The sequence below is a fragment of the Lacibacter sp. genome (assembly GCF_057361365.1).
Genome location: NZ_JBMQSG010000005.1, coordinates 105527 through 127813 on the forward strand (window position 1 = coordinate 105527; position 22287 = coordinate 127813).

Here is a 22287-nt window from a genome sequence, read left to right on the forward strand (position 1 = left end):
CCAGGCATGTTTAATTTAATACATTGAATATTTCTCAATCGACTGTTAACGGCGGCCCGACAACCGTCATATTATGTTCTATCATTAATCGGTTAGCTATGTCAGGAGTCATCTTATCAACTTTTGCATAAGCCCTGAAAAAGTCTTCCAGCTTTGCTGCTGGTTGCGCAATGATCAGGAACGTTGCAGGCATTTCGCTCACGATAGTAAAGCAGTGAGGAACATTACGTGGAATGAAGATGCTGTCGCCCACCTTCAAAAAGAAAAGCTCATCTCCTACTTTAAATTTCACTTCACCTTTTGTAACATAAAACATTTCATCAAAATCGGGATGAATGTGTAAAGGCGGGCCAGTAGATTTTGGATTGTTAGAGCTGGTCATAACCGCAAGACCACCATCCGTATCGTTCGACAATACTTTAAAATCAATGGGAACTACGCCATCGAGTTTTACAGTTTCATGCAGCCTGTTTTCGCCGTCTGCAACTTTAATACCTTTCTTCGGCCTGTCGGCGGCGAAAACGTCAGTTTGATTAACACCTATCATGGGAAAAGTCATTAAGCTTGTTTTAATAAATGTTCCTCTTTTCATGTAATGAGCAATTAAAGATGTGATGTAAATGATTCAATAAAGCTCAAACCATTTGCTCATTACATAGTGGTAAAAAATCCGCAAGTTTTAATCGTATTTAAAATCAGGATTTAGCGAAAGGAATTGTTCGGGTGCAGTTGCATTATCCTTTATCAAATCATTTGGTGTACTGTTTGAAAAAGCTTTGAAATCTTTCACCATGTGCTGATAATCATTATAGCCATTTTCCCAGGCCACATCCAGCCAAGGCAATGTGGGGTTACGCTGTTTCATATTATAGGCATTATAAAATCGGCAAATGCGGGCATAGAATTTTGGCGACACTCCTATCTGTTGCAGGAAACGTCGCTCTAACTGGCTTGCACTAAGGCATGCCTGTTTCGCAATTTTATCTAACGTAAAAGTTTGTGGATTATCCAAAAGCAGTTGACCGATCTTATCAACAGGATGAATATTTTCTTTTAATTGCTGAATTCGCTTCCACAGAAAATTTTCTATTAACGACAGCATTAGTTCAAATGACCCAGCATTTGCAAGTTGATCATTTAACAGGTTTATCTCAGGCCCCATCACCAATTCAGCATCCACATTTCGTTGAAGAAACTCTGTCATTGGAACTGCCAGGAATTTGAACAATGCGCCAGGTTGAAAACGTATGCTGATAGCCATATAATCTTTGGGAAGATGCAGATCCTGCCGGGCAACAGGTTGCCCGAAAATAACCGTCTGCGCTCTTTTTTCCGACAGGCCACTTACAGGATCACTTGAAACAACAGAACCCCGTATATAAAAGATGATACCTTGTTTTGGACAGGCAGGATAAGGTTTTACAGGTGTTGCATCGTTTCCTGTAAAGTCAAAATGAATAAGCAGATAATCCCTGATAAATTCTTTGAGATGAGCACTTGGATGATAACAACGATAGATCATACCAGCGTGGTTAACGATTTGTTCCTGAAGTTAGCACTTTATTTTTGGCTTTGCAGTACAAGGTACAATCAGGAAACCACGGGTCGCAAAACGTCTTTAAACTGTTTGGGTTGACCTGTTATTTCCACACAAATCGCATTTTTTTCTTCACGCTCTTACATGCATGTTCACATTTTTAGTAATACCTGCTTGCAGCAATTAAACAAAACATTCAAAATTTTAAGTGGTATGTTTTATGAGTATTACTTGTAAACTACAGTTATGTCAACAATAAAAAATCTAAGCAACCAGGAAGCCATTGAAAAACTCAAAGAGCTGGCAGAAGGAAAAATGTGTTTATTCTGCACAAAAGAAAACGGGCAATTGGTTTCCCGCCCCATGGGTGCAACGCAGGTAGATGAGGCAGGTGATATTTGGTTCTTCAGTGCAAAAAGCAGCAATAAAAACCGGCAGGTACAAAAAGATCCGGAAGCATACCTGATGTTTATTGAAGCGGGTAAGCAACATTATCTTTCGTTAAGTACCGAAGTGGTAATTGTAGAGGATCAGCAGAAAGTAGATGAATTGTGGAATGACCTTATGAAAGCATGGTTCCCTGGTGGAAAGAGCGATCCCGAAATTTCATTACTGAGGGCAAGTGTAATGAGTGGTCATTACTGGGATGAAAAAGACGGGCATTTAATCGGCATGCTAAAGGCAGGATTAAAAGCATTAACAGGAGGAAAAACAGACGATGGCGCTTTGGAAGGAGACATTAAGGTTTAATGGTTACAACGTGCAGTTGTCTGCAGGCACTCGTTCTTTGCAGACAGAACTCTCAGAGATCTGCACGAAGTCAATTGTTTAAATTGAAAGGATGTTCTGTTTTATCATTTATGTTATCTGCCGGGGTCTTACTTAGTAGACCCCGGAAAATAGAAATACCTAATCCGTTTGTGGGTTAAAAACATAATGATAAAAATCAACACTATAATATTTTATGAAGTATAATCTTGATCGTTAATGTAGAGTCAGGTGATACATTTTCCGGATACGATGTTCTTTTTACCAAATGAGGCGCTGCGATCAGCTTCCTCACTTCACCAACCTGCATGCCTCGCAATCCTTCATCAACTCCTTCAGTTGCCTGCTTACCACCAATCAATACTTTAACAGCTGTGGTTGAGTTTTCGTTTGAATACAATACCGTTCCGTTTAAATAGCTGGTCGTTTCAAAAATTAAAACCTGGTCACCTTCCTTTGCAGCAGCACCATTTCCTTTTTTGAGGATGGTATATTTAAGTCCTGAACTTGTCGTTATATATTCTTCGGTGCTGTTTTGCTTTGAAATGTTGTTTTGTGAACTGCAACTGATTAAAAGAAAAGAAACAAGAATAAAACAGTAAGTATGCCTCATCATTACACCCGTTTAATAGCCCTTTAATAGTACATCTGAAAAATATTATTTTAAACTTCTGAAACGATTGCTATTAACAATTAACCATTAACATTTAACCATTACATTAACATCCCCTGTTTCTTGGTATAGCGTAAATCACACCGTTTGAAACTGATAAATTGAACACCTTATTTTTAATAGAGGGCAGTATCAGCTTCCACGTTTTTCCATTATCGGATGTTTTGAAAATGCCGCTGGGATGACCACAAAAGAAATCTTTACCAACCTGCACAACTGAACTGATAAAAGCCTGGTCAGGAAGCCCGGTATTCATTGGATTGGGATTCCAGGCTGAATCAGATTGATTAAGTTGTGAGAAAGGTATTGCAGCAGGAGCAGTAAAGATGGACGCCGGTAAACCTGCATCAATTGGCTGCCAGGTTTTACCGCCATCGTAAGATGTTCTTATTCTCCGGGTATTCGATTGTGTATTGAATGTAATTGCAGCGAACCCGCCATTGATGCGTGTTACATCTATCCCCACTCCGCCTTCACTGATCACTAATTCCCAGTTTTCACCAGCATCGGTTGATCTGATGATTCCACTCTGACTGGTTGCCAGGAGTACACCGTTTAACTCTACCAGCTTCATTGCCCATCCCCCTTTCTGCACTTGTTTCCAGTTTTTTCCATTGTCTGTGGATCTGAAAAGACCTTTGTTGCAGCCGATGAAAACAACACCTCCGGTAGTTTCAAAAACAGTACGTATCTCTCTTTCCGGGAAATTTGTGTACACAGGCTTCCACGAATCGGTTCCGTTTAATCTTTGTAAAAACTGGCCATTGTAATTGTATGCAATTAATCCGCTCTTACATGCCGCAATACTGGCCTGTTTGCTAGGGAAATTTTCTTTTCCCCAAAATGGAGCAACGGAATTTGGTTTACTGTGATAGAGTCCATTTTCAACACGCACATAGAACCCCGCTTCGTTGGCAAAAAAACCATCCCTGTCGGCACCATCTTCTCGCAAATTTTCGGGAAGGCCTTTGCTGATATCCTGCCATGTTTGTCCGCCGTCAGCAGATTTAAAAACAATGTTTGCAGCTGCGGTCTTATCTCTGTTTTGTTCCTGCTCACTAACAGGAATGGGAAATAGAATGGGAAGAACAAGCAAAAAAGGAAGGCTGTAGATTTTCATAACGATGATGATTTGGTGAACAATGCAATAAAGATATCGGGCGCCAACATTGCTCAGGCTTTTTTATAGTAAAGAGATGTAAAGGAACCGTAAAACATTTGTAAAACCGCCTGAAACCGGCGTTTAATAGATTATTTTGCAGCTATGAAATCCCCACTACCTGACCAATGCCCCTGCAAATGATCATAGGGATTCCCTGCCCGTCCGGTCAGGCGGGCTTATGGCCAAAAAATAGCAGGCGATAGCCTGCGCACTAAAAGTGAACATATGAACCGGTTTATTCTGTTTGCATCTTCAGTCATCATAATTGTTATGTTGATTTCCGCCGTGGCAGTTATCAATAAAAAGGAAGAGATTCCGGAGAAGCACTTAGAAGTGGTATTGCGTGATTTGGGCCATCAGCTTTTGCTTACAGCGAAAGATTCTTCATCCCGGGTACTCCCAGTTAAGAAAATAAATGAAAATACATACCAGATTTCCTTTCAGCACCACTTTGGGTTTGTTTCCGATTCGCTCATAAATCTAGTTCAACGTACATTTCAAAAAAATATCCCTGCCACCGATTATATCGTGAATTTGAGAGATTGCAAACAAAATGAAACGGTCTTTGCATTCGAAATAAATAACCTCAAAGGCAATTTAACACCTTGCAGGGGTCGCTCACTGGAGGTTAGCTGTTATATGATTGAAATTGAATTGTTGAAGAAAACGAATTTTAATTTCTATTGGTTGTTGCTATTGATTATCCCTTTGGGTTTTCTTGGTTTTTACAGGAAAGACAAGTTTCGGAAAAAAGAAGAGATAGAATCAATCGCCCACAATAGTGATTACATACAATTAGGCAACTTCCGGTTTTATACTGCCGGTAATGTTCTTGAAAGTGAGAATAAAACCATCATGCTTTCAGGAAAGGAAACAAAAGCGCTGAAAATATTTGCAGAAAACAGGAACCAGGTTGTAGACAGGGAACAGCTGATGAAAGAAATCTGGGAAGACGAAGGCATCGTAGTGATCAGCAGAAATGTTGACGTATTAGTATCTAAACTACGTAAGAAATTAAGCGAGGATAGCTCCTTTAAATTTATTAACGTACATGGCAGAGGTTATAAATTTATGATTGAGTAGACGCTTATTAAGTTCTATAATGCAATTTACAGTAGTTCACACAACACTTACCTTTGCCGCAAATCATTTTCTTGGATCTTCAAAAATCACTCCCCCTTATTGCAAAAATTGCCGATGAAAAGAAGGAAGAGAATCTTCGCTTCGTGGAGTTTCTGAAACAACACAACAGCAATGAGGTGGATGAAGAAGTGGTCCGTCTCAATCAACTTGTTGAGCCAAAGATCGATTGTACAAGTTGTGGCAACTGTTGTAAAAGTTTAATGATAAATGTAACAGCAGCAGAGGCCGATCGTGTTGCAGATCGTTTACAAATTACCCGTGAAGTATTTGATGAAAAATACCTCGAGAAAGGAAGTCATGAATTGATGATCATCAATCAAATCCCTTGTCATTTTTTGGAGAATAACATATGCACTATTTATGAGGACAGGTTTGCGGGTTGCAGGGAATTTCCCGCTTTACATCTTCCGCAGTTTACCGCTCGTTTATTTTCTGTGATGATGCACTACGATCGCTGCCCCATTATTTTTAACGTGATGGAAGAATTAAAAACTACCACCGGTTTTCAGTAAAAGCTTCAAAGCAGGCTTGCAGCTGTCTTTCCTTTATTGTATCTTTTTCGCCTCAACGGTTTAACCTCAACAACCAAACTTATCTCGAATGAAACTGCGATTATTACTGCTTTCACTTCCTGCATTTGTTATAGCATTACTGGCAGCACAGTTTGCAGATCGCTATGAATCGAATCAAAAATTAACAAAGCTAAAAAAATATAAACGGGAAAATGCCATTCGTTGCAGTCCTGATTGGGATGCATTAAAAGATATGTTGGAGGAAGTTGACATTCCACCCATTCCCGGTGCAGGTTCGTACAAATGGAAGATCACAACCAGCAACGACAGTGCACAATTCTATTTCAACCAGGGCATCAACATGTATTATGGGTTTCATATTATTGAAGCAATGGCATCGTTTAAGAAAGCAGAAAAATTTGATCCCTCTGCTGCTATGATCCATTGGGCAAAAGCATTGGCATACGGACCAAACATCAACGATCTTGGTTATGCAGCATCGCCTGATGCATTAACAGCAATAAATAAAGCAAGTGAACTTTCAACCAACGCCACAGCTGTTGAAAAAGGATTGATACTTGCGCAGGCTGTTCGTTATTCAGCTGACAGTACACAAACAAGAACACATCTGAATCAATTGTATGCCGATAAAATGAAAGCATTGTATGAACAACATTCATCATCTGCTGATATAGCTGCGTTATATGCCGATGCATTAATGCTGCAACATCCCTGGGATTTGTGGTCCAGCAACGGCAAACCAAAAGAGTGGACTCCACGCATAAGAAATGTACTTGAAAAATTACTAATTACCGCTCCGCTTCATCCCGGTGCCAATCACTACTACATACATGTGATGGAACCTTCGCCGTACGCTTCCCTTGCAACAGCAAGTGCCGACAGGCTTGGCAGTCTTACTCCGGCTTTATCACACATGGTGCATATGCCTTCGCATATTTATTTACGCACCGGCAATTACAGTAAAGGCGGAAGTGTAAATGAAGATGCAGTGAAGAGTTATAAAAACGTAGTACAACTTTTTGCGCCGGCAGCTGGTGCCGATTTTTTGTATGTGATTCATAACCTGCATATGCAAACCAATCATGCTATCATGAGTGGTGATATGAAGTATGCAGTTGAGAGTGCAAAGCAAACAGCAGCCAGCATACCAGCTGATTATTTGTTGATGGAAGGAGCCATGGGAAATTACCTGCAATACATTTATCATACACCCACTCTTGTTGATGTTCGTTATGCACGGTGGGAGGTGTTACTGTCAATGACACAGCCACCTGTAAAACAAGTATATTCAAATGTGCTTTATCATTTCGGAAAAGGAATGGCTTATGCACACCAACAAAAATTAGCCGATGCAAAAAGAGAGTATGGTTATTTGAGTGAGTTATTAAAAGACAGCATGCTTTCATTACCATTTGCGCCCTTCTCTCCTGCTATCGATGGTGCAAATGTTGCCGCCAATTTATTGGCAGGCACTATTGCACTTACACAAAAGAACAATGCATCCGCTATCCAGCATTTTAGTAAAGCCGCTGCAATAGAAGAACAGATGGTGTATAACGAACCAAGAGATTGGTTGCTTAATCCAAAACATTATTTAGGTAACGCCTACCTGCAACAAAAAGACTGGAAGAATGCAGAAAAGATATTGCTTAGCGATCTAAAGAATAATAACAATAACATCTGGGCCTTGTCGGGTTTACACACAGCCTATGTACAGCAGAAAAAAATAAAAGAAGCAACTGCTTTACTGGAAAAAATAAAAAAAGCAAATAACAACACTGTTAAAATAACTGCACCGGTGCTTTAAGGTGCAAGTCCGGCTTTTACAAAATCGCTTACCAGGTAACTGATCAACTTTCCGGTTCCTTCACTTTTTCGCCCATCGCTTAAAAAGCTGGCGCCTTCACAAATATGCAGGTAAGCAATTTTTGCATCGGTCGCTGCAAAATTAATATACTGTCTTGCATGCAGCTTATCAATACCGCTCGGTGTAAACGCACTGCTGAGGGTATGTTCAATAGAATCAAGATCAAGTTCCAGGCCTGTATAAGTATCTTCAGTAAAACCCGTGGCATGTGCCACCGCTTGTATGAAATTTCTTTTTTCGTGAATAAAAATATCTTCGTAAGTGATCATGTCGAAGAAAGGATTGTTCACAATATCGATCCATACATTTTGTGGAATATAATTTTCATGTACCCCAATTACAAAATATTTCTGCAGGTAACCATCTTCTTCTGCATAACGAAATGCATTACCACTATGCCTTCCTTCAACAGGACGATAATCGGTGTGTGCATCAAGGTTAATACAATTGATTTGCGCCAGTTGAACCTTGCCAACTTTATGTAATCCTTTTGCTGTGCCTTTTATAAGTGGATAGGCATTGTTATGTCCGCCACCAATAGCGATCGGAATTTTTCCGTATGAGGTGATGAGTTTAGCAAGCGTTTCCACTTCTTCGTCTATTGCATGCACTGCATGTCGGTAAGCCTCTACTCTTTCTTCGTGGCCGTGTGCATTCTCTTCAATCACCGATTCAACATGCGTAAAATCAAAATGACCGAGCAGGAGAATTTCATCGCCCTGCAAAAAATCGTTGCTTTGTATATTTAGAAATGCAGTGAGAAAAGGAAACCATGCCGTATCGGCCCCGCCAATTCCTTCGTTTGCTTTTACGCCAATATCTTCCGGTATTCCAAACAACGCAAATCTTGCAGTTGATTCCTGTAATATTTTATCAAACTGTTCCCTGTTGTTTGGCAATTGCACTCTCTCTCCCAGCTTGGTTTCAAAACGACGGATCTTGGTTAATGTAAGTACATCTTCTTTGTTGTAAAAACGGAATGACTGCATATGGCTGTTTTGATTCGTATTGAAAGATAACTTATTTCAGTACATATTCCTTCACGCAAAAAATTCTCCGCCAATCATCACTTTGTCAATAAGATTACTGCCAAATGCATAAGGCAAATAAGCAACAGAAGGAATAGAGCGGGTGAAAATAAGATTAGCTTTTTTGCCTACCGAAATACTGCCCACTTCCTCTTGCAGATCCATTGCAAAGGCGCCGTTGATGGTTGCCGCATTGATTGCTTCTTCGGGCAACATCTTCATGCCGATGCAGCTCATGGCCACTACAAGATTCATGTTGCCGCTGGGCGATGAACCGGGATTAAAATCACTGGCAATTGCAATAGCAGCACCGGCATCGATCAATTGTCTCGCAGGCTGAAAAGGCATTCGCAGGAAAAATGCTGCCGAGGGTAACAATGTTCCAATTGTGTTTGATTGAGCAAGGCTCTCCACATCAGCATCGGTCATTGTTTCCAGGTGATCTACAGAAATAGCGTTCAGCTCAACCGCTTTCTGTAATCCACCAATACTATGGAGTTGATTGATGTGAAGCTTTGGCTTTAAACCGTATTTCATGGCCGCATTGCAGATCTGTTCCATTTCAGCAACGGAGAAAAATCCGTTCTCACAAAACACATCAACGAAATCGGCAAGACCTTCATCAGCAATCACTGGTAACATTTCATTAATGATAAGATCAATGTAGCCCTGATGATTATCACGATAGTCCAAAGGGTATGTATGTGCTCCAAGAAAAGTTGCTTTAACCGGTATGGGCGATGTTTCTTTTAACTGTTGAATAACACGGAGCATTTTTAACTCTGCTTCTACCGATAACCCGTAACCGCTTTTTATTTCTATGGCACCTGTACCAAGTGTGATCAATTCTTCTAATCGGCCCCATGCAAGCCGTAGCAATTCTAACTCTGAAAGTTTCGCCAACTTATTTGCTGAATTCAAAATACCACCACCTTTTGCAGCAATAGCTTCATAACTCATGCCTTTCAGTTTATCAACAAATTCATCTTCCCTGCTGGCAGCAAATACCAAATGTGTGTGACTGTCGCACCAGGTTGGTAATACAAGCTGACCACTTGCATCCATGCGTTGCTCAATCTTATCCGCCCACGCTCCAAGATTTTTCATTTCGCCATAGGCAGCAATCAAACCATCATTGATCAACAAGTAAGCATCGTGAATAACCGGTAAGATAGCCAGTGCTTTTCCACGCAGCAATACATTCTCTTCATGCACACCCAGCAAGTGTTTGATATTTGTAACAAGCAGAGTCATGCAATAAAAGTAACGGATTTATTAGTTCAGTAAAAAAAGAAAGCCCCGCCAAATAAGGCGGGGCTTCTGAGCTATAAAGGAACCATTACTGTTTCGCTGCTGTTGTTTGATGCATTGGCATGGCCACGCCATCAACAATATGTACGATACCGTTAGTTGCCAGTATATCGGCATTGGTTACATACATTGAGTTGCCATTTTCATCGGTTAGTTTTACTTTACCATCTTCCACTGTTGCTCGCAGTTTGCTTCCGCTTAATGTTGGCAGTTCAACAACACCGTTACCAAATTTAATTGCGTTCATGATGTTGGTTGAATTCCATGTGCCACCTACTATATGATATTTCAAAGTTTTTGCAAGCTCAGCTTTATTCTTCATCAATTTCTTACGATCTGCTTCAGGGATTTTTTCAAATGCTGCATTTGTTGGTGCAAACACGGTGAAAGGACCGTTGAGTTGAAATACTTTTAGTACGTTGGCCGTGTTAATTGCTTCAACAAGAGTTGTATGATCTACTGATCCAGTAGCAACACCAATAATATCAGAGGTAGCAACCGCTGGTGGAGGAGGCGTTGGTGGAGTAACAGGTGCAGATGAGTCAACTTGTGCTTTAACAGTTACAATAGAAGCAATCATAAAGAATGCTGTTGTGGTAAAAGAAAGAAAAATCTTTTTCATTGTGTTGAATTTATTAATTTGATAATACTTGATTACGTAAGAGCAAAACATGCAGCACTATAGTTTCAGTAACTATACACATGCACAGATTCTTTCAGAGAAAGATATCTTTCAGAAATACATACCTGGAGATGGGGTTGAGCGGTTCGTACGAAGTTCTGCACAAGAAAAACAATAACCATGCCAGCGGAAAATAATGTGCATTACTTGCTTCTTCGTGATGTTCTTAACAAATGATTTAAAAGTGCCTTATCCTGGTTTTCTTTAGGCGTAGAACCTCTTTAAATTATTTTCTCTTTTGGCATAAATTAGCCTGGTAATTTTCATAACAAGCATATGATCCAGTTTACAGCTGTTATTCACAAATACAAAATGATGGGAGAAAAAACCGGTTGGACCATTATTGAAATTCCCGACGGTATTCCTGAACAACTAAAACCCGGCCACAGGAAAGAATTTAAAGTAAAAGGCAAGCTTGATGCTTATTCATTTAAACAAATGCCTCTCTACCCTGTTGGCGGGGGCAAATTTATTATGGCCTTGAATGCTGATGTACGGAAAGCAATTGCCAAGCGACAAGGAGCCACCGTTAATGTGAAACTTGCAGCGGATAACAGTGTTTTTCAAATCAACAAAGATTTTATGGACTGCCTCAACGATGAACCAGCGGCATTGCAATATTTTAACAGCCTCACCGGTTCGCACCAGCGTTATTTCAGCAAATGGATCGATAGTGCAAAAACAGAACCTACAAAAGCCAAACGAATTGCCATGGCTGTAACCGCATTGGCCAGGAAAATGGGTTATGGTGAAATGATCAGGGAAGAAACGGCGAAAAACAAATTACTTCGCTGAGGTTTATTCACATAACAGCCGTTAGTTGTGAATAAGAATGAAGCCAGATAAGGCTTTCAGAGGGTTACTTTTTTCTAATTCAGGTATAAAGAGCGGGAATATTTATTCCATGTCAACATCTCAGCAACTGCTTAACTGAAAAACTGCCCGATGTTTGACAGAACACTTAAAACTTTAAACAAAGAAAAATGGTACAAAAAACTTACTTCAAGACAAAAGATTACTGCAAAGTGAAATTCTCATTTAAAGTTGAAAATGCTGAAACCATTGAAATTCTGGGCTTGAACAGCGATTGGCAAAATGCTGTGATCATGAGCAAAAAGAAAGACGGAACTTTTAGTGCCGAAGTGAACTTACCAAAAGAAACCAAGCACGAATTCAAATACTTGGTGAACGCTATTGAATGGGTAAACGAACCCGAAGCCGATGAACAACAACCAAACGCCTTTGGCGGCAGCAACAGCGTAATTGTGCTGTAATTAATCCCCTATTTCAAACGATTGTCTTCTATACCGGTAACGACAAATGATAAAAAAGGATGCCGTTGTTACCGGCTTTTTCGTGTCCCTACCTCACTGTTTTTTTGTTAAAGAATTTTTGCTTGATGAATTTCTCCAGTTCCACTGCATGAAAAACAACTGCCGATGCTGCAATGCAAATGATGAGTTCGTTTATGGTAAGTGGTTGCGTCTTGAAAATTTCATTTGCAAAAGGCAAATAGATTACACCTAGCTGTAACAAAAACGTAAGCATTACAGCTCCCAGCAATTCTTTGTTGCTGAATAAGCCTTGCTTAAATAAATATTCCCTTTCGCTTCTTATGGCCAGCACATGGCCCAACTGCGTTAACGATAAAACAGTAAACACCATTGTTTGCCAATGAGCCCCACTATGATTTATACTCCAGGCCTGTATGCCTAATGTTACTGCTGCCATTAACAAACCAACCCACACGATATGATAACTGATACCATCGGCAAATAAACTTTCCGTAGTGCTGCGTGGTGGCCTTTTCATAATATCCCTTTCTTCTTTTTCACTTGCCAATGCAAGACCCGGCAAACCATCTGTTACCAGGTTGATCCAGAGAATATGAATGGGTAATAATGGAATAGGCAATCCAATTAAAGGCGCAAGAAACAACGTCCATATTTCTGCACCATTACAAGTCATAATGTATTTTACAAACTTGCGTATGTTGTCATAAATCCTTCTACCCTCTTTCACTGCATTAACAATGGTTGCGAAATTATCATCGAGCAAGATCATGTGTGCAGCTTCTTTACTTACATCGGTACCATTAATTCCCATGGCCACACCAATATTTGATGACTTAAGTGAAGGCGCATCATTTACACCATCACCCGTCATGGAAACAAAATGATTTTTTCCCTGCAATGCTTTTACAATATGCAATTTTTGTTCGGGTGATACACGTGCATATACTCTTATCTTTTCTACCTGCTCATCAAAATCTTCTGGAGCAATTGCTTTCAACTCCTTACCCGTCATCACAATATCTTTTTTCGTTAGGATGCCAATCTGTTTTGCAATGGCTGATGCTGTTGCAGGATGATCACCAGTGATCATCACCACCCGAATTCCTGCAGCTTTACATTCTTCAATGGCCAGCTTCGCTTCTTCTCTGGGCGGATCGATCATACCGGTCAATCCTGCAAATGTTAATTCTGTTTCTACGGATTCATAGGTAAAAGGTTCGGGCAACGTATCAACACATTTATAAGCAAATGCAATTACACGTATGCCATCAGCAGCCCAATCCTCAGCCTGTTTTAAAATTGCGCTGTCATCATTGCCTTGCTTTAATGCAGCTGTAACAGATTCAACAGCACCTTTTGAAATCACCAGGAATTGATTGTTATACTTATGAACTGTTGTCATACATTTCCTGTCTGAATCAAATGGCAATTCTGCAATACGTGGTAATGCAGATTGTACAGCATTGAATAATTGTTCAGGATGTTGTTCATTAAAATATTCAACCAAAGCAAGTTCAGTTGGATCCCCAAGCAATGTATTGTTATCCGATTCTTTCACATCATGATTCAATGCCATGGCTGCATCCAGTAACGATAAACTTTCAATCTTAAATTCGTTGCCTTCATCAGCCTTCACCTGCACCACTTTCATTTTATTTTGCGTAAGTGTGCCGGTTTTATCTGTACAGATGTATGTTACTGATCCCAGCGTTTCAACAGCAGGTAGCTTCCGAATGAGTGCATTCTTTTTTACCAGTCGCTTTGCTCCCCTTGCTAAGGCAATGGTGATGAGCGCCGGTAAAGCCTCCGGTATTGCAGCAACAGCAAGTGAAATAGAGATCAATAGCATGTTCAATGGCTTTTCGCCACGCAGCAAACCAATGACAAACAAGAGCAGGCAGATAAAAAGAATGATATAAGAAAGCTTGCGGCCAAAATCGGCCATGCGTTTTTGCAAAGGTGTTGCTACTTCATCCTGCTGTAACATGCGTGCAATTAAACCGATCTCTGTCTGCATGCCTGTAGCAATCACAATTCCTTTTGCACGACCATTGGTGACCAATGTACTTTTAAAACCCATATTTAAACGGTCGCCGATAGGAATATCAACTTCCTCCATTCGCTTCTCCGTTTTTTCAGCAGGAACAGATTCGCCTGTTAAGGCCGACTCATCAATTTTTAAACTGAAGGTTTCAATAAAACGCAGATCGGCAGGCACCACGTTACCTGCTTCAAGCAATACAAGATCGCCGGGCACTAATTCTGACGATGCAAGTGTAACAGGTTTACCATTGCGTAAAACCTGTGCCTGCAAGGCAGCGATTTTCTTTAGTGCTTCCATTGCTTTTTCAGCACGATACTCCTGCACAAATCCAACAACGGCATTCAGCACTACAATCACCATAATGATAATTGTATCGGTAAGATCACCGGCGAAACCAGCAATGATAGCAGCTGCTATCAATACCAGTATCATAAAGTCCTTAAACTGCTGAAGAAATAAAACCCAGGCTGGCTTCTTTTTTTTCTCTTGTAATTCGTTAGGGCCATGTTCGGCCAGCTTGAGTGCTGCACTGTCAGAATCAATTCCATTTGCTGAAGAGCCAGTCAATTCAATTACCTCATCGGCCGGTAGGTGATGCCAGTTCATGTTGGTTATATTTTACTAAAGAAAGTACAGTAAGTTACAAAACAAACAGGCAGCAGAAAAAACAGAAGACAGATGGCGTGTATTACGACGGCTTTTTCAGAATGGCCACAGTTAACCTGCTGACGCAAACCAACTTCTCACGCTCATCATAAATTTTTATATCCCACACATGTGTACTTGCGCCTATGTGAATGGGCGTGGTAATGCCTGTTACTAATCCGCTTCGTACCGAACGGATATGATTGGCGTTGATCTCAATTCCAACAACTATAAATTTTTCGGGATCAATTACATGGCCACTCGCAATGCTACCCAACGTTTCTGCCAGCACGCAACTGGCGCCACCGTGCAGTAAACCATACGGCTGATGTGTGCGATGATCAACAGGCATGGTTGCCTTGATAAAATCGTTACCTGTTTCAATAAACCTGATGTCAAGTACTTCAGCAATGGTGCGACCGCATAAAGCTGTCAACTCTTCGGCAGATAAATTATTGTTGAACCAGATACTTTCTTTCATCACACTAGCTTTTGACTTGATACAGTTTCATTTACTACGGCCGGTAAAAATGGTGAAGCATCGCCGCCATTGCGTATTACATCACGCACAAGAGTAGATGCAACAGAAGTATATTGCGGCAAACAGGTAAGAAAGATGGTTTCAATATCATGATCAAGACTGCGATTCATATCAGCAATAGCTTTCTCGTATTCAAAATCATTCACGTAACGGATACCACGCAGAATAAATTTAGCTTTTACTTTTTTACAGCAATCAACAGTAAGCCCTTCGTAGAAAACAGCCTTAACCCTTGGCTCATCTTTAAAAATTTCATTGATCCAGCTGATTCGTTGATCTTCACTAAACATCGGAACCTTTGCTGCATTACGACCAATGCCGATATACACTTTGTCAAACAGATCAAGTGAACGATAAATAATATCCAGGTGGCCAACAGTGATAGGGTCAAATGTTCCCGGAAACAAGCTGATACGTTGCATGCAGTAATTTTAGAAACCGAATATCGAACGAATAAGCCAAATAAACAAAGCCAATACCGTAATTCCCGCAAATGATGGCTGTACAAACACACCGTAAAGAGGTATTTTATTTTTAATCTGTTGTTTGTATTTTTCTGCAAACAAACCTAACCATGAGCAACCGCAGTAGTTCTAAAGTGAGGATACTCAGTATTGATGGAGGTGGCATAAGGGGTATTATTCCAGGCACTATAGTCGAATATCTTGAAACACGAATACGTGCAGTTACAGGAAATAAGGATGCAAAGATTGGTGAATATTTCGATATGATTGCAGGCACCAGCACAGGAGGCATCCTTACCAGCATTTACCTGATGCCCGATGAGAAAGAAACCGGCAGGGCAAAATTTTCTGCAACTGATGCTGTTGAACTTTATATGCAGCATGGTAATAAAATCTTCAATAAAAATTTCTGGCAACAGTTTAAAAATTTCAGTTTCTGGAACGAAAGTTTTCCTTCCGATAATCTTGAACATCTGTTGCAGGATTATCTTGGAGATACAACCCTGAGCCAAATGATTAAACCATGTGTGATCACTGCCTATAATTTTTATGAACGAAGAGCTGCTTTTTTTAACAGCGCCAATTCAAGAAAAATTGGTGGTGAAGTGCGTGATTTTAAAATCAGAAATGTGGCAAGAGCTACAAGCGCCGCCCCTACTTATTTTGAACCAGCCATGATTTATAGTTTAAGTGAAGCGCCACAATACTTAATTGATGGCGGTGTGTTTGTAAATAATCCTGCGCTTTGTGCATACAGTGAAGCAAGAGGATTAAACTTTGGTGAAGACAGAGTGCTTTATGGAAAATACCAGTTACCAAAACCAAACCGACCTGCAGCAAAAGACATGTTGCTTATTAGTATTGGCACTGGCAGCAGCAAAAGGAAATACGAATTTGAACAATTGAGAAATGCAGGATTAATCAAGTGGTTACCTGTATTGATTGATATCATGATGAGTGGTAATAGTGAAACCGTACATTATCATCTTGTTCGTATGTGGGATACATTGGATGATGAAGACAAAAAAGATTACTACCGTATTGAGCCCGATCTTAAAACGGCGTCACCTGAAATGGATAATGTATCGAAGAGAAATTTAAAATTATTGAAAGAAGCCGGCGAAAGTTATGTGTTTGAAAACACCGAACAATTAAATGAAATCGTTGATAAACTGTTGTTGTATAATTAAGCCCGATTCTGAACCATTAGTGTAAATGAAAAGAGCCGAGGCAATTGCTTCGGCTCTTCACTTATCGCTACAATGAATTAATTCAGATTCCTGAAATCAACAGGCACCAGTTTACTTACACCGGCTTCCTGCATAGTAACACCATAGATCACATCCACAGCACCCATTGTTTGTTTATTGTGTGTTACAATAATAAACTGTGAGTTATTACTGAACTGGCGGATCATATTGGTGAACTTACCTACGTTGGCATCATCCAATGGCGCATCAACCTCATCCAAAATACAGAACGGAGCAGGCTTGATAAGATAGATCGCAAACAACATGGCAGTTGCTGTTAATGTTTTCTCACCACCACTCAATTGCGAAATACTGCTCGGGCGTTTACCTTTTGGCTTTGCGATGATGTCGATACCTGTTTCAGCAAGATTCTCCGGATTTTCCAGCACCATGTCAGCCGTATCTTCTTCTGTAAACAACGCTTTAAACACTTTCTGGAAATTCTCCCGTACCTGGTTAAAGGTTTCAAGGAAACGTTGGTTGGCCGTTGCTTCCACTTCCTGGATAGTTTGCAACAACGATTCTTTTGCAGTTACCAGGTCATTCTTTTGTTCAAGAATAAACTCATAACGCTTGCGCATTTCTTCAAATGCTTCAATAGCTGTTGGGTTTACTTCACCCAGGTTTTCCAAACGTTTTTTCATGCGATCAACTTTGGCTTGCAATTCTTCCAAAGGTTCTTCGCCTGTGCGTTCTTCTTCAATTACTTCTTCAAGATTTACTTTGAACTCAACCAGCAAACGTTCTTTGGTACCGCTTAACTGTAGTTTAAGATCGGTGAGTTTATCTTTTATTTCGTTGAGCAAATGATCAACCTGCTCTTTCTCTTTTTGTTTGTGACGAAGTTCACTTTCTTTTTCGCCCAATGCATTTCGAAGGTTGTAATAGAACTGATCTGCTTCGTTCAACTTACGTTCATCAGCTTCTTTGTTTTGTAACAAAGTAACCAATCCATCCTGTGCATCCAGCAACATTGCTTCGCTGTCGTTGATCTGGCTGGCAGCTTCATCCAATGCAGCTGAGTTGGTGGTTAACTGCAATTGCAGATCCATCAACTGGTTTTGTTTGAACTCCAGTTCCTGCTTCAACGATGTTACTTTGCTTTGCTGGCGTGTAACGTTAAGGTTATAATCGTTGTACGATTGATTGGCTTCGCTGTAAGAACGTTCAGCAGATGCAAACTCCTGCTCAATTACTTCTAAACGACCAGCCAATTCATCTAACTGCGTATTGTATTTATCCAGGTCATCACGGTGCTGTTGCTGGCTCTCGTGAATTTCTTCCTGTTGAATTTCGAGATCTTCTAAACGCTTTACTGCATTGGCTTCCATGCCACGCAGGTTCTCCATGCGGTTATCAATACCATACACCTGGTTCACCAGTTGATTGATAGTTGATTCAGTTTCTTTAATGGCATTTTCTTTCAACTGCTCATTAAAACCGATCACTTCGTTATGGCGCATCTGGATGGTGTGCTTCAGATCGAGCACGATTGTTTCCTGTGCCAGGATCTCTTCGTGTAAACGTTCAAGATTTTTTGCACGGCCGAGTTTCTTTCCTTCAAACAAACCAACACTACCACCGCTCAATGCATATTTACCTTTGAAGAACTTACCGCTCTTTTCCAGTACTACTCCATCGAAACCGGTTGGCAGATTATTTTCATCGTCTGCAATTACTACTTGTCCTAATAAATAGTTGATAAGCGATTGATATTTTGCATCCACTTCAACAACACTTAATGCAGCAATAGTTCCTGCAGGGATTTCATTCAACACCTGCTGACCATTGAACTGATCCATCATGAAGAAGTTGGCCTTTCCTTTCTGGTTGGCATGTAACAGGTGAACGGCTTTCAATGCATCGCTCATATTACCCACAACGTAGTAGTTGAGGTATTGCTCCAGCAGATTTTCAATGGCTGTTCTGTATTCTTCTTTACAATAGATCACATCACTCAACAGTGGTGATTCAACATTCCATTCAGGATTGTTGTGTAAGAACTTTACGCTGTCGGGATAGCCTTCCATTGAATCCACCAGACTCTTCAACAGGTCATACTCATTCTTTTTTGAATCGAGCTTTCTGTTTTCATCAGCCAGTTGATTGCGCAAACCTTCCAAAGCCGATTGTGTTTGCAATATCTGGTCTTTGGTGAAAGCATGTTGCTCTTGTAACTGCAGCAATTCTTCACGACAGTTTGTGAGCTCGTATTCTTTGTTTTGTTTTTCTTCTTCGAGTTGTTGCAGTTGTTGTTTGCGGTTGGCCTGCTCTTCCTTTAACTGGAAAATGGTTCGTTGCAGGTTTTGTACGGTTGTTTCACCAACAGCTACATTCTTTTCTGCTTCAAACTGGCTGCGTTGAATAGCCTGGTTCTCTTTGCGAAGTTCATCGATGCCACTACGCTTTTCATCAAACACTTTACGTGTGCTTTCAACTGCACTGCGCAAACCATCGAGTTGCGAACCGAGATCATTCAGTTTTGTATCTTCTTCTGTTATCTGAAGTTGAGTAAACTCAATGCTCTCTTCAATTCCTTTTAATTGTCCGCCGGCTTTGGCTATAAAATCTTTAAGACTTGTTTCTTTTTCTTTCAGGTAGTGCAAACGTTGTTGCGCCAGGTTTTTATCGTTCTCTTTGCTACGTAATGTCTGCAGCATATCGTTGAACGCATGCTGCATGGTTTGCAGTTCTTTTTCCTTTTCAATAAAACCAACTTTCTCCTGCTCAATCGCTGCTTCTTCAGTAGCGATCTTTGCTTCCAGTTCCACTTTTTTATTTACTTCAGCATCGTGCTGTTCATTCAGATCTTTCCAGGTGAGATTGAAACCTTCGAGAGCAGCCTTCGCCAACTCAATACTCACTTCACGATAATCTTTTTTGATCTCGTAATACTTCTCCGCTTTCTTGGCCTGGTTCTCTAACGTTTTTAACTGGTTGTTGATCTCGAACAACAGATCTTCAATACGTGCCAGATCCTGTTCGGTTGCATCCAGTTTATTCTTCGCTTCTTTCTTTCTTGTTTTGTAGATGGTGATGCCTGCAGCCTGTTCCAACATGCGTCGACGGCTGTTTTCTTTATCCTTGATAATATCGTCCACCATACCCAATTCAATGATGGCATAGCTATCGGTACTTACACCGGTATCGAGGAAAAGGTTCTGGATATCCTTCAAACGACATTGCACGTCGTTCAAACGATATTCACTTTCACCACTTTTATAAAATTTACGGGTAACAGTTACGGTACTGAATTCGGTAGGCAGCAGGTTACGGGTATTTTCAAACGTCAGACTTACCTCGGCCAAACCCGAAGCGCTTCTTGTTTTTGAACCATTAAACACAAGGCTCTCGAGGTTTTCACTACGGAGATGACTGATCTTTTGCTCACCAATTACCCAGCGGATACTATCAATAATATTACTCTTGCCACAGCCATTGGGGCCAATGATGCCGGTAACACCCTCATCAAAACTAACCACAGTTTTATCGGCAAAACTTTTAAAACCCTTGATTTCTAAGCTCTTTAAACGCACTATTTTTCAATTTAGGAAGGCGACAAATATAGGGGATTAAGATTGTAACAAAATTTACCCTTTTTGCTTCTTATCAACAGTTTATCGGAGGTTTTCAACAAGTGAAGGGTTTCGCTTGTCATATAGCAACTTTATGCTTAATTGGAATTTATGCAGGCAGTTTTAACGCTTATACACTACAAAAAACGACTTATCTACTTTGCTTTGCTGGCTATGGCACTGCACCGTTTACCGCTTTTGCTGAACCGCAGAGTGAGGTTTTCCAAGTTGCTTGGATGTGGCAAAGGCGGCACTTTCAGCAAAAAACCCGACTGGGAGCAATGGGGCGTTTTGGTAGTGATGGAAAAGTCAGAACTGACCGGCTTCACCGATAAGGCGAAACTGCATCAGTTGGCCTACGGAAACTTTATTCCGGAATGGTGGCGCTTTTTCGGTTGCCAAACCCGAACATTTTTACTCGAGCCTATCGAGGGACATGGCAGCTGGGACGGGAAACAAGCTTTTGGACATCTTCCGGCAAAATCGGACTATGAAGGACCAATTGCTGTACTTACACGGGCGACCATCAATACCGATAAACGCTCCCGTTTTTGGGAACATGTTGAAACTGTATCAAACGAAATGCGCAAAGCTGATGGTTTCAAGTTTTCGGTAGGCATTGGCGAAAATCCGTGGACAAAACAAGCCACTTTTTCTATTTGGCAAAGCAAAGAACACATGAAACAGTTTGCTTACAAAATGCCCAAACATGCCGATGTAATACAGAAAACCAGAAAAGAGAAATGGTATAGCGAGGATATGTTTGTGAGGTTTAAGATTTTGGAAAGTTGGAGTTAGGTATGTCATGTCTATCTTACTTTCTGCCCTTCATTACACAGTGTGATAGACATGGCATACCTGCAGCAATGGTCTATCAGCAAAAGGCGTAATCTTGCAGCCAATTACATGTCAACTACTCCACACCGCTATTTCATCATTAACAAGCCATACAACATGGTTTCGCAGTTCATCAGTTCGCATGATGTGCGGTTACTGGGTGATCTTGATTTTGATTTTCCTGAAGGCACACATGCCATTGGGCGACTCGACAATCATTCAGAAGGCTTGCTACTACTCACTACCAATAAAAAAGTAACCCGTTTATTGTTTGATCCAAAGAAAAAACATGAACGCACTTACCTCGTTATGGTAAAGAATATTGTTACACCGGAATTACTGGAACAATTAAAAACCGGGGTAAAAATTCCTTTAACAACAGATAAAGATTATAAAGCAGTTCCCACATCAATTGAAATTGTAGAGAATGTAAAAGATCATTATTTGTACATGGATGATGTGCGGCAACAATATCCGCACACCTGGATGCTGATGACATTGACGGAAGGTAAATTCCACCAGGTGCGAAAAATGTGTTTGGCTATTCACCGTCGTTGTTTACGTTTGATCCGTATTTCTATTGGAAATTTAAAGCTGGGTGACTTGAAACCAGGCGAAGTAAAAGAAATGAATGAGCAGGTGTTTTTTGAGTTGATTGGAATTGAGTATAAAACTTAACGTAAAAAAGGTATGCCATGTTTATGTTGCCGCCTGCTAAAAGTGTGGATGTATGATAAACATGCCATACCTAAAGAGTCCTAAATTCACTATCTTGCAGTATGTTTTTACAAAAACATATCACTACAAACAATTTGCTGCCATATTTCCTCAACCTGATCGCTGCAGGTGAAGGCAGTCTACCTGATTACTAATTCGTTTTATTCCTAACTTGTTAACTGTGTAGAGAGCATTCACATTGCTGTCTGTTTTTT

At 40.5% G+C, this 22287-nt stretch carries 20 protein-coding genes; 9 read left to right on the forward strand and 11 right to left on the reverse strand.

The features are described from left to right. Positions 1-34 precede the first annotated feature (34 nt). Both ACO1QW_RS02490 and ACO1QW_RS02495 read right to left on the reverse strand, forming a co-directional pair. Positions 35-592: a cupin domain-containing protein gene (locus ACO1QW_RS02490; protein ID WP_486255374.1), complete on the reverse strand. Its 558-nt coding sequence runs from the start codon at positions 590-592 to the stop codon at positions 35-37. 87 nt (positions 593-679) lie between these two features. Continuing rightward, positions 680-1522: a helix-turn-helix domain-containing protein gene (locus ACO1QW_RS02495; RefSeq protein WP_486255375.1), complete on the reverse strand. Its 843-nt coding sequence runs from the start codon at positions 1520-1522 to the stop codon at positions 680-682. A 261-nt stretch (positions 1523-1783) separates the two neighbouring features. On the opposite strand from ACO1QW_RS02495, the gene ACO1QW_RS02500 reads away from it, so the two are divergent. Next, positions 1784-2287: a pyridoxamine 5'-phosphate oxidase family protein gene (locus ACO1QW_RS02500; protein ID WP_486255377.1), complete on the forward strand. Its 504-nt coding sequence runs from the start codon at positions 1784-1786 to the stop codon at positions 2285-2287. Between the two features lie 202 nt (positions 2288-2489). Here the strand turns inward: ACO1QW_RS02500 and ACO1QW_RS02505 are convergent, their stop codons facing one another. Next, positions 2490-2921: an FKBP-type peptidyl-prolyl cis-trans isomerase gene (locus ACO1QW_RS02505; RefSeq protein ID WP_486255379.1), complete on the reverse strand. Its 432-nt coding sequence runs from the start codon at positions 2919-2921 to the stop codon at positions 2490-2492. A gap of 103 nt (positions 2922-3024) precedes the next feature. Further along, a complete protein-coding gene (locus tag ACO1QW_RS02510) occupies positions 3025-4098 on the reverse strand; it encodes a WD40/YVTN/BNR-like repeat-containing protein (RefSeq protein ID WP_486255380.1) in 1074 nt (357 codons plus the stop codon). Between the two features lie 267 nt (positions 4099-4365). Between ACO1QW_RS02510 and ACO1QW_RS02515 the strand changes: the two genes are divergently transcribed. The 3 genes from ACO1QW_RS02515 to ACO1QW_RS02525 all read left to right on the forward strand — a co-directional run bounded on the left by ACO1QW_RS02515 (position 4366) and on the right by ACO1QW_RS02525 (position 7623). Beyond that, positions 4366-5223 carry a winged helix-turn-helix domain-containing protein gene (locus tag ACO1QW_RS02515; RefSeq protein WP_486255382.1) on the forward strand — a complete coding sequence of 286 codons (858 nt, stop codon included), beginning with the start codon at positions 4366-4368 and terminating at the stop codon, positions 5221-5223. A 71-nt stretch (positions 5224-5294) separates the two neighbouring features. Then, positions 5295-5795, forward strand: a complete 501-nt coding sequence (locus ACO1QW_RS02520) for a YkgJ family cysteine cluster protein (protein ID WP_486255384.1) — start codon at positions 5295-5297, stop codon at positions 5793-5795. 88 nt (positions 5796-5883) lie between these two features. Further along, complete coding sequence (locus ACO1QW_RS02525; protein ID WP_486255386.1) at positions 5884-7623, forward strand: tetratricopeptide repeat protein; 1740 nt, start codon at positions 5884-5886, stop codon at positions 7621-7623. Here ACO1QW_RS02525 and ACO1QW_RS02530 read toward each other — a convergent pair. The 3 genes from ACO1QW_RS02530 to ACO1QW_RS02540 all read right to left on the reverse strand — a co-directional run bounded on the left by ACO1QW_RS02530 (position 7620) and on the right by ACO1QW_RS02540 (position 10644). Next, positions 7620-8672 (reverse strand): formimidoylglutamase, encoded by a 1053-nt coding sequence (locus ACO1QW_RS02530; protein WP_486255388.1) that lies wholly within the window; start codon positions 8670-8672, stop codon positions 7620-7622. The genes ACO1QW_RS02525 and ACO1QW_RS02530 overlap by 4 nt on opposite strands. 51 nt (positions 8673-8723) lie before the next feature. Next, positions 8724-9965: an imidazolonepropionase gene (hutI, locus tag ACO1QW_RS02535; protein ID WP_486255390.1), complete on the reverse strand. Its 1242-nt coding sequence runs from the start codon at positions 9963-9965 to the stop codon at positions 8724-8726. Between the two features lie 85 nt (positions 9966-10050). Next, the gene (locus tag ACO1QW_RS02540) at positions 10051-10644 is read right to left on the reverse strand and encodes a fasciclin domain-containing protein (RefSeq protein WP_486255392.1); all 594 of its coding nucleotides are present in this window, start codon (positions 10642-10644) and stop codon (positions 10051-10053) included. Between the two features lie 336 nt (positions 10645-10980). Here ACO1QW_RS02540 and ACO1QW_RS02545 point away from each other — a divergent pair, with 336 nt between their 5' ends. Both ACO1QW_RS02545 and ACO1QW_RS02550 read left to right on the forward strand, forming a co-directional pair. After that, the gene (locus ACO1QW_RS02545) at positions 10981-11499 is read left to right on the forward strand and encodes a YdeI/OmpD-associated family protein (RefSeq protein WP_486255394.1); all 519 of its coding nucleotides are present in this window, start codon (positions 10981-10983) and stop codon (positions 11497-11499) included. 188 nt (positions 11500-11687) lie between these two features. Continuing rightward, complete coding sequence (locus tag ACO1QW_RS02550; RefSeq protein WP_486255396.1) at positions 11688-11978, forward strand: isoamylase early set domain-containing protein; 291 nt, start codon at positions 11688-11690, stop codon at positions 11976-11978. Between the two features lie 88 nt (positions 11979-12066). Here the strand turns inward: ACO1QW_RS02550 and ACO1QW_RS02555 are convergent, their stop codons facing one another. The 3 genes from ACO1QW_RS02555 to coaD all read right to left on the reverse strand — a co-directional run bounded on the left by ACO1QW_RS02555 (position 12067) and on the right by coaD (position 15651). Further along, a complete protein-coding gene (locus tag ACO1QW_RS02555) occupies positions 12067-14649 on the reverse strand; it encodes a calcium-translocating P-type ATPase, PMCA-type (protein ID WP_486255398.1) in 2583 nt (860 codons plus the stop codon). An 82-nt stretch (positions 14650-14731) separates the two neighbouring features. Continuing rightward, positions 14732-15169: a hotdog fold thioesterase gene (locus ACO1QW_RS02560; protein ID WP_486255400.1), complete on the reverse strand. Its 438-nt coding sequence runs from the start codon at positions 15167-15169 to the stop codon at positions 14732-14734. After that, a complete protein-coding gene (gene coaD / locus ACO1QW_RS02565) occupies positions 15169-15651 on the reverse strand; it encodes a pantetheine-phosphate adenylyltransferase (protein WP_486255402.1) in 483 nt (160 codons plus the stop codon). Before coaD ends, ACO1QW_RS02560 begins: the two co-directional genes overlap by 1 nt. 152 nt (positions 15652-15803) lie before the next feature. Here coaD and ACO1QW_RS02570 point away from each other — a divergent pair, with 152 nt between their 5' ends. After that, positions 15804-16883: a patatin-like phospholipase family protein gene (locus tag ACO1QW_RS02570; RefSeq protein WP_486255404.1), complete on the forward strand. Its 1080-nt coding sequence runs from the start codon at positions 15804-15806 to the stop codon at positions 16881-16883. A gap of 77 nt (positions 16884-16960) precedes the next feature. On the opposite strand, the gene smc is transcribed toward ACO1QW_RS02570, so the two are convergent. After that, the gene (gene smc / locus ACO1QW_RS02575) at positions 16961-20479 is read right to left on the reverse strand and encodes a chromosome segregation protein SMC (RefSeq protein ID WP_486255406.1); all 3519 of its coding nucleotides are present in this window, start codon (positions 20477-20479) and stop codon (positions 16961-16963) included. Between the two features lie 150 nt (positions 20480-20629). Between smc and ACO1QW_RS02580 the strand changes: the two genes are divergently transcribed. Then, positions 20630-21316, forward strand: a complete 687-nt coding sequence (locus ACO1QW_RS02580; RefSeq protein WP_486255408.1) for a spheroidene monooxygenase — start codon at positions 20630-20632, stop codon at positions 21314-21316. Positions 21317-21367: 51 nt separating this feature from the next. Next, positions 21368-22033 carry a pseudouridine synthase gene (locus ACO1QW_RS02585; protein WP_486255409.1) on the forward strand — a complete coding sequence of 222 codons (666 nt, stop codon included), beginning with the start codon at positions 21368-21370 and terminating at the stop codon, positions 22031-22033. The last annotated feature ends 254 nt before the right edge of the window (positions 22034-22287 follow it).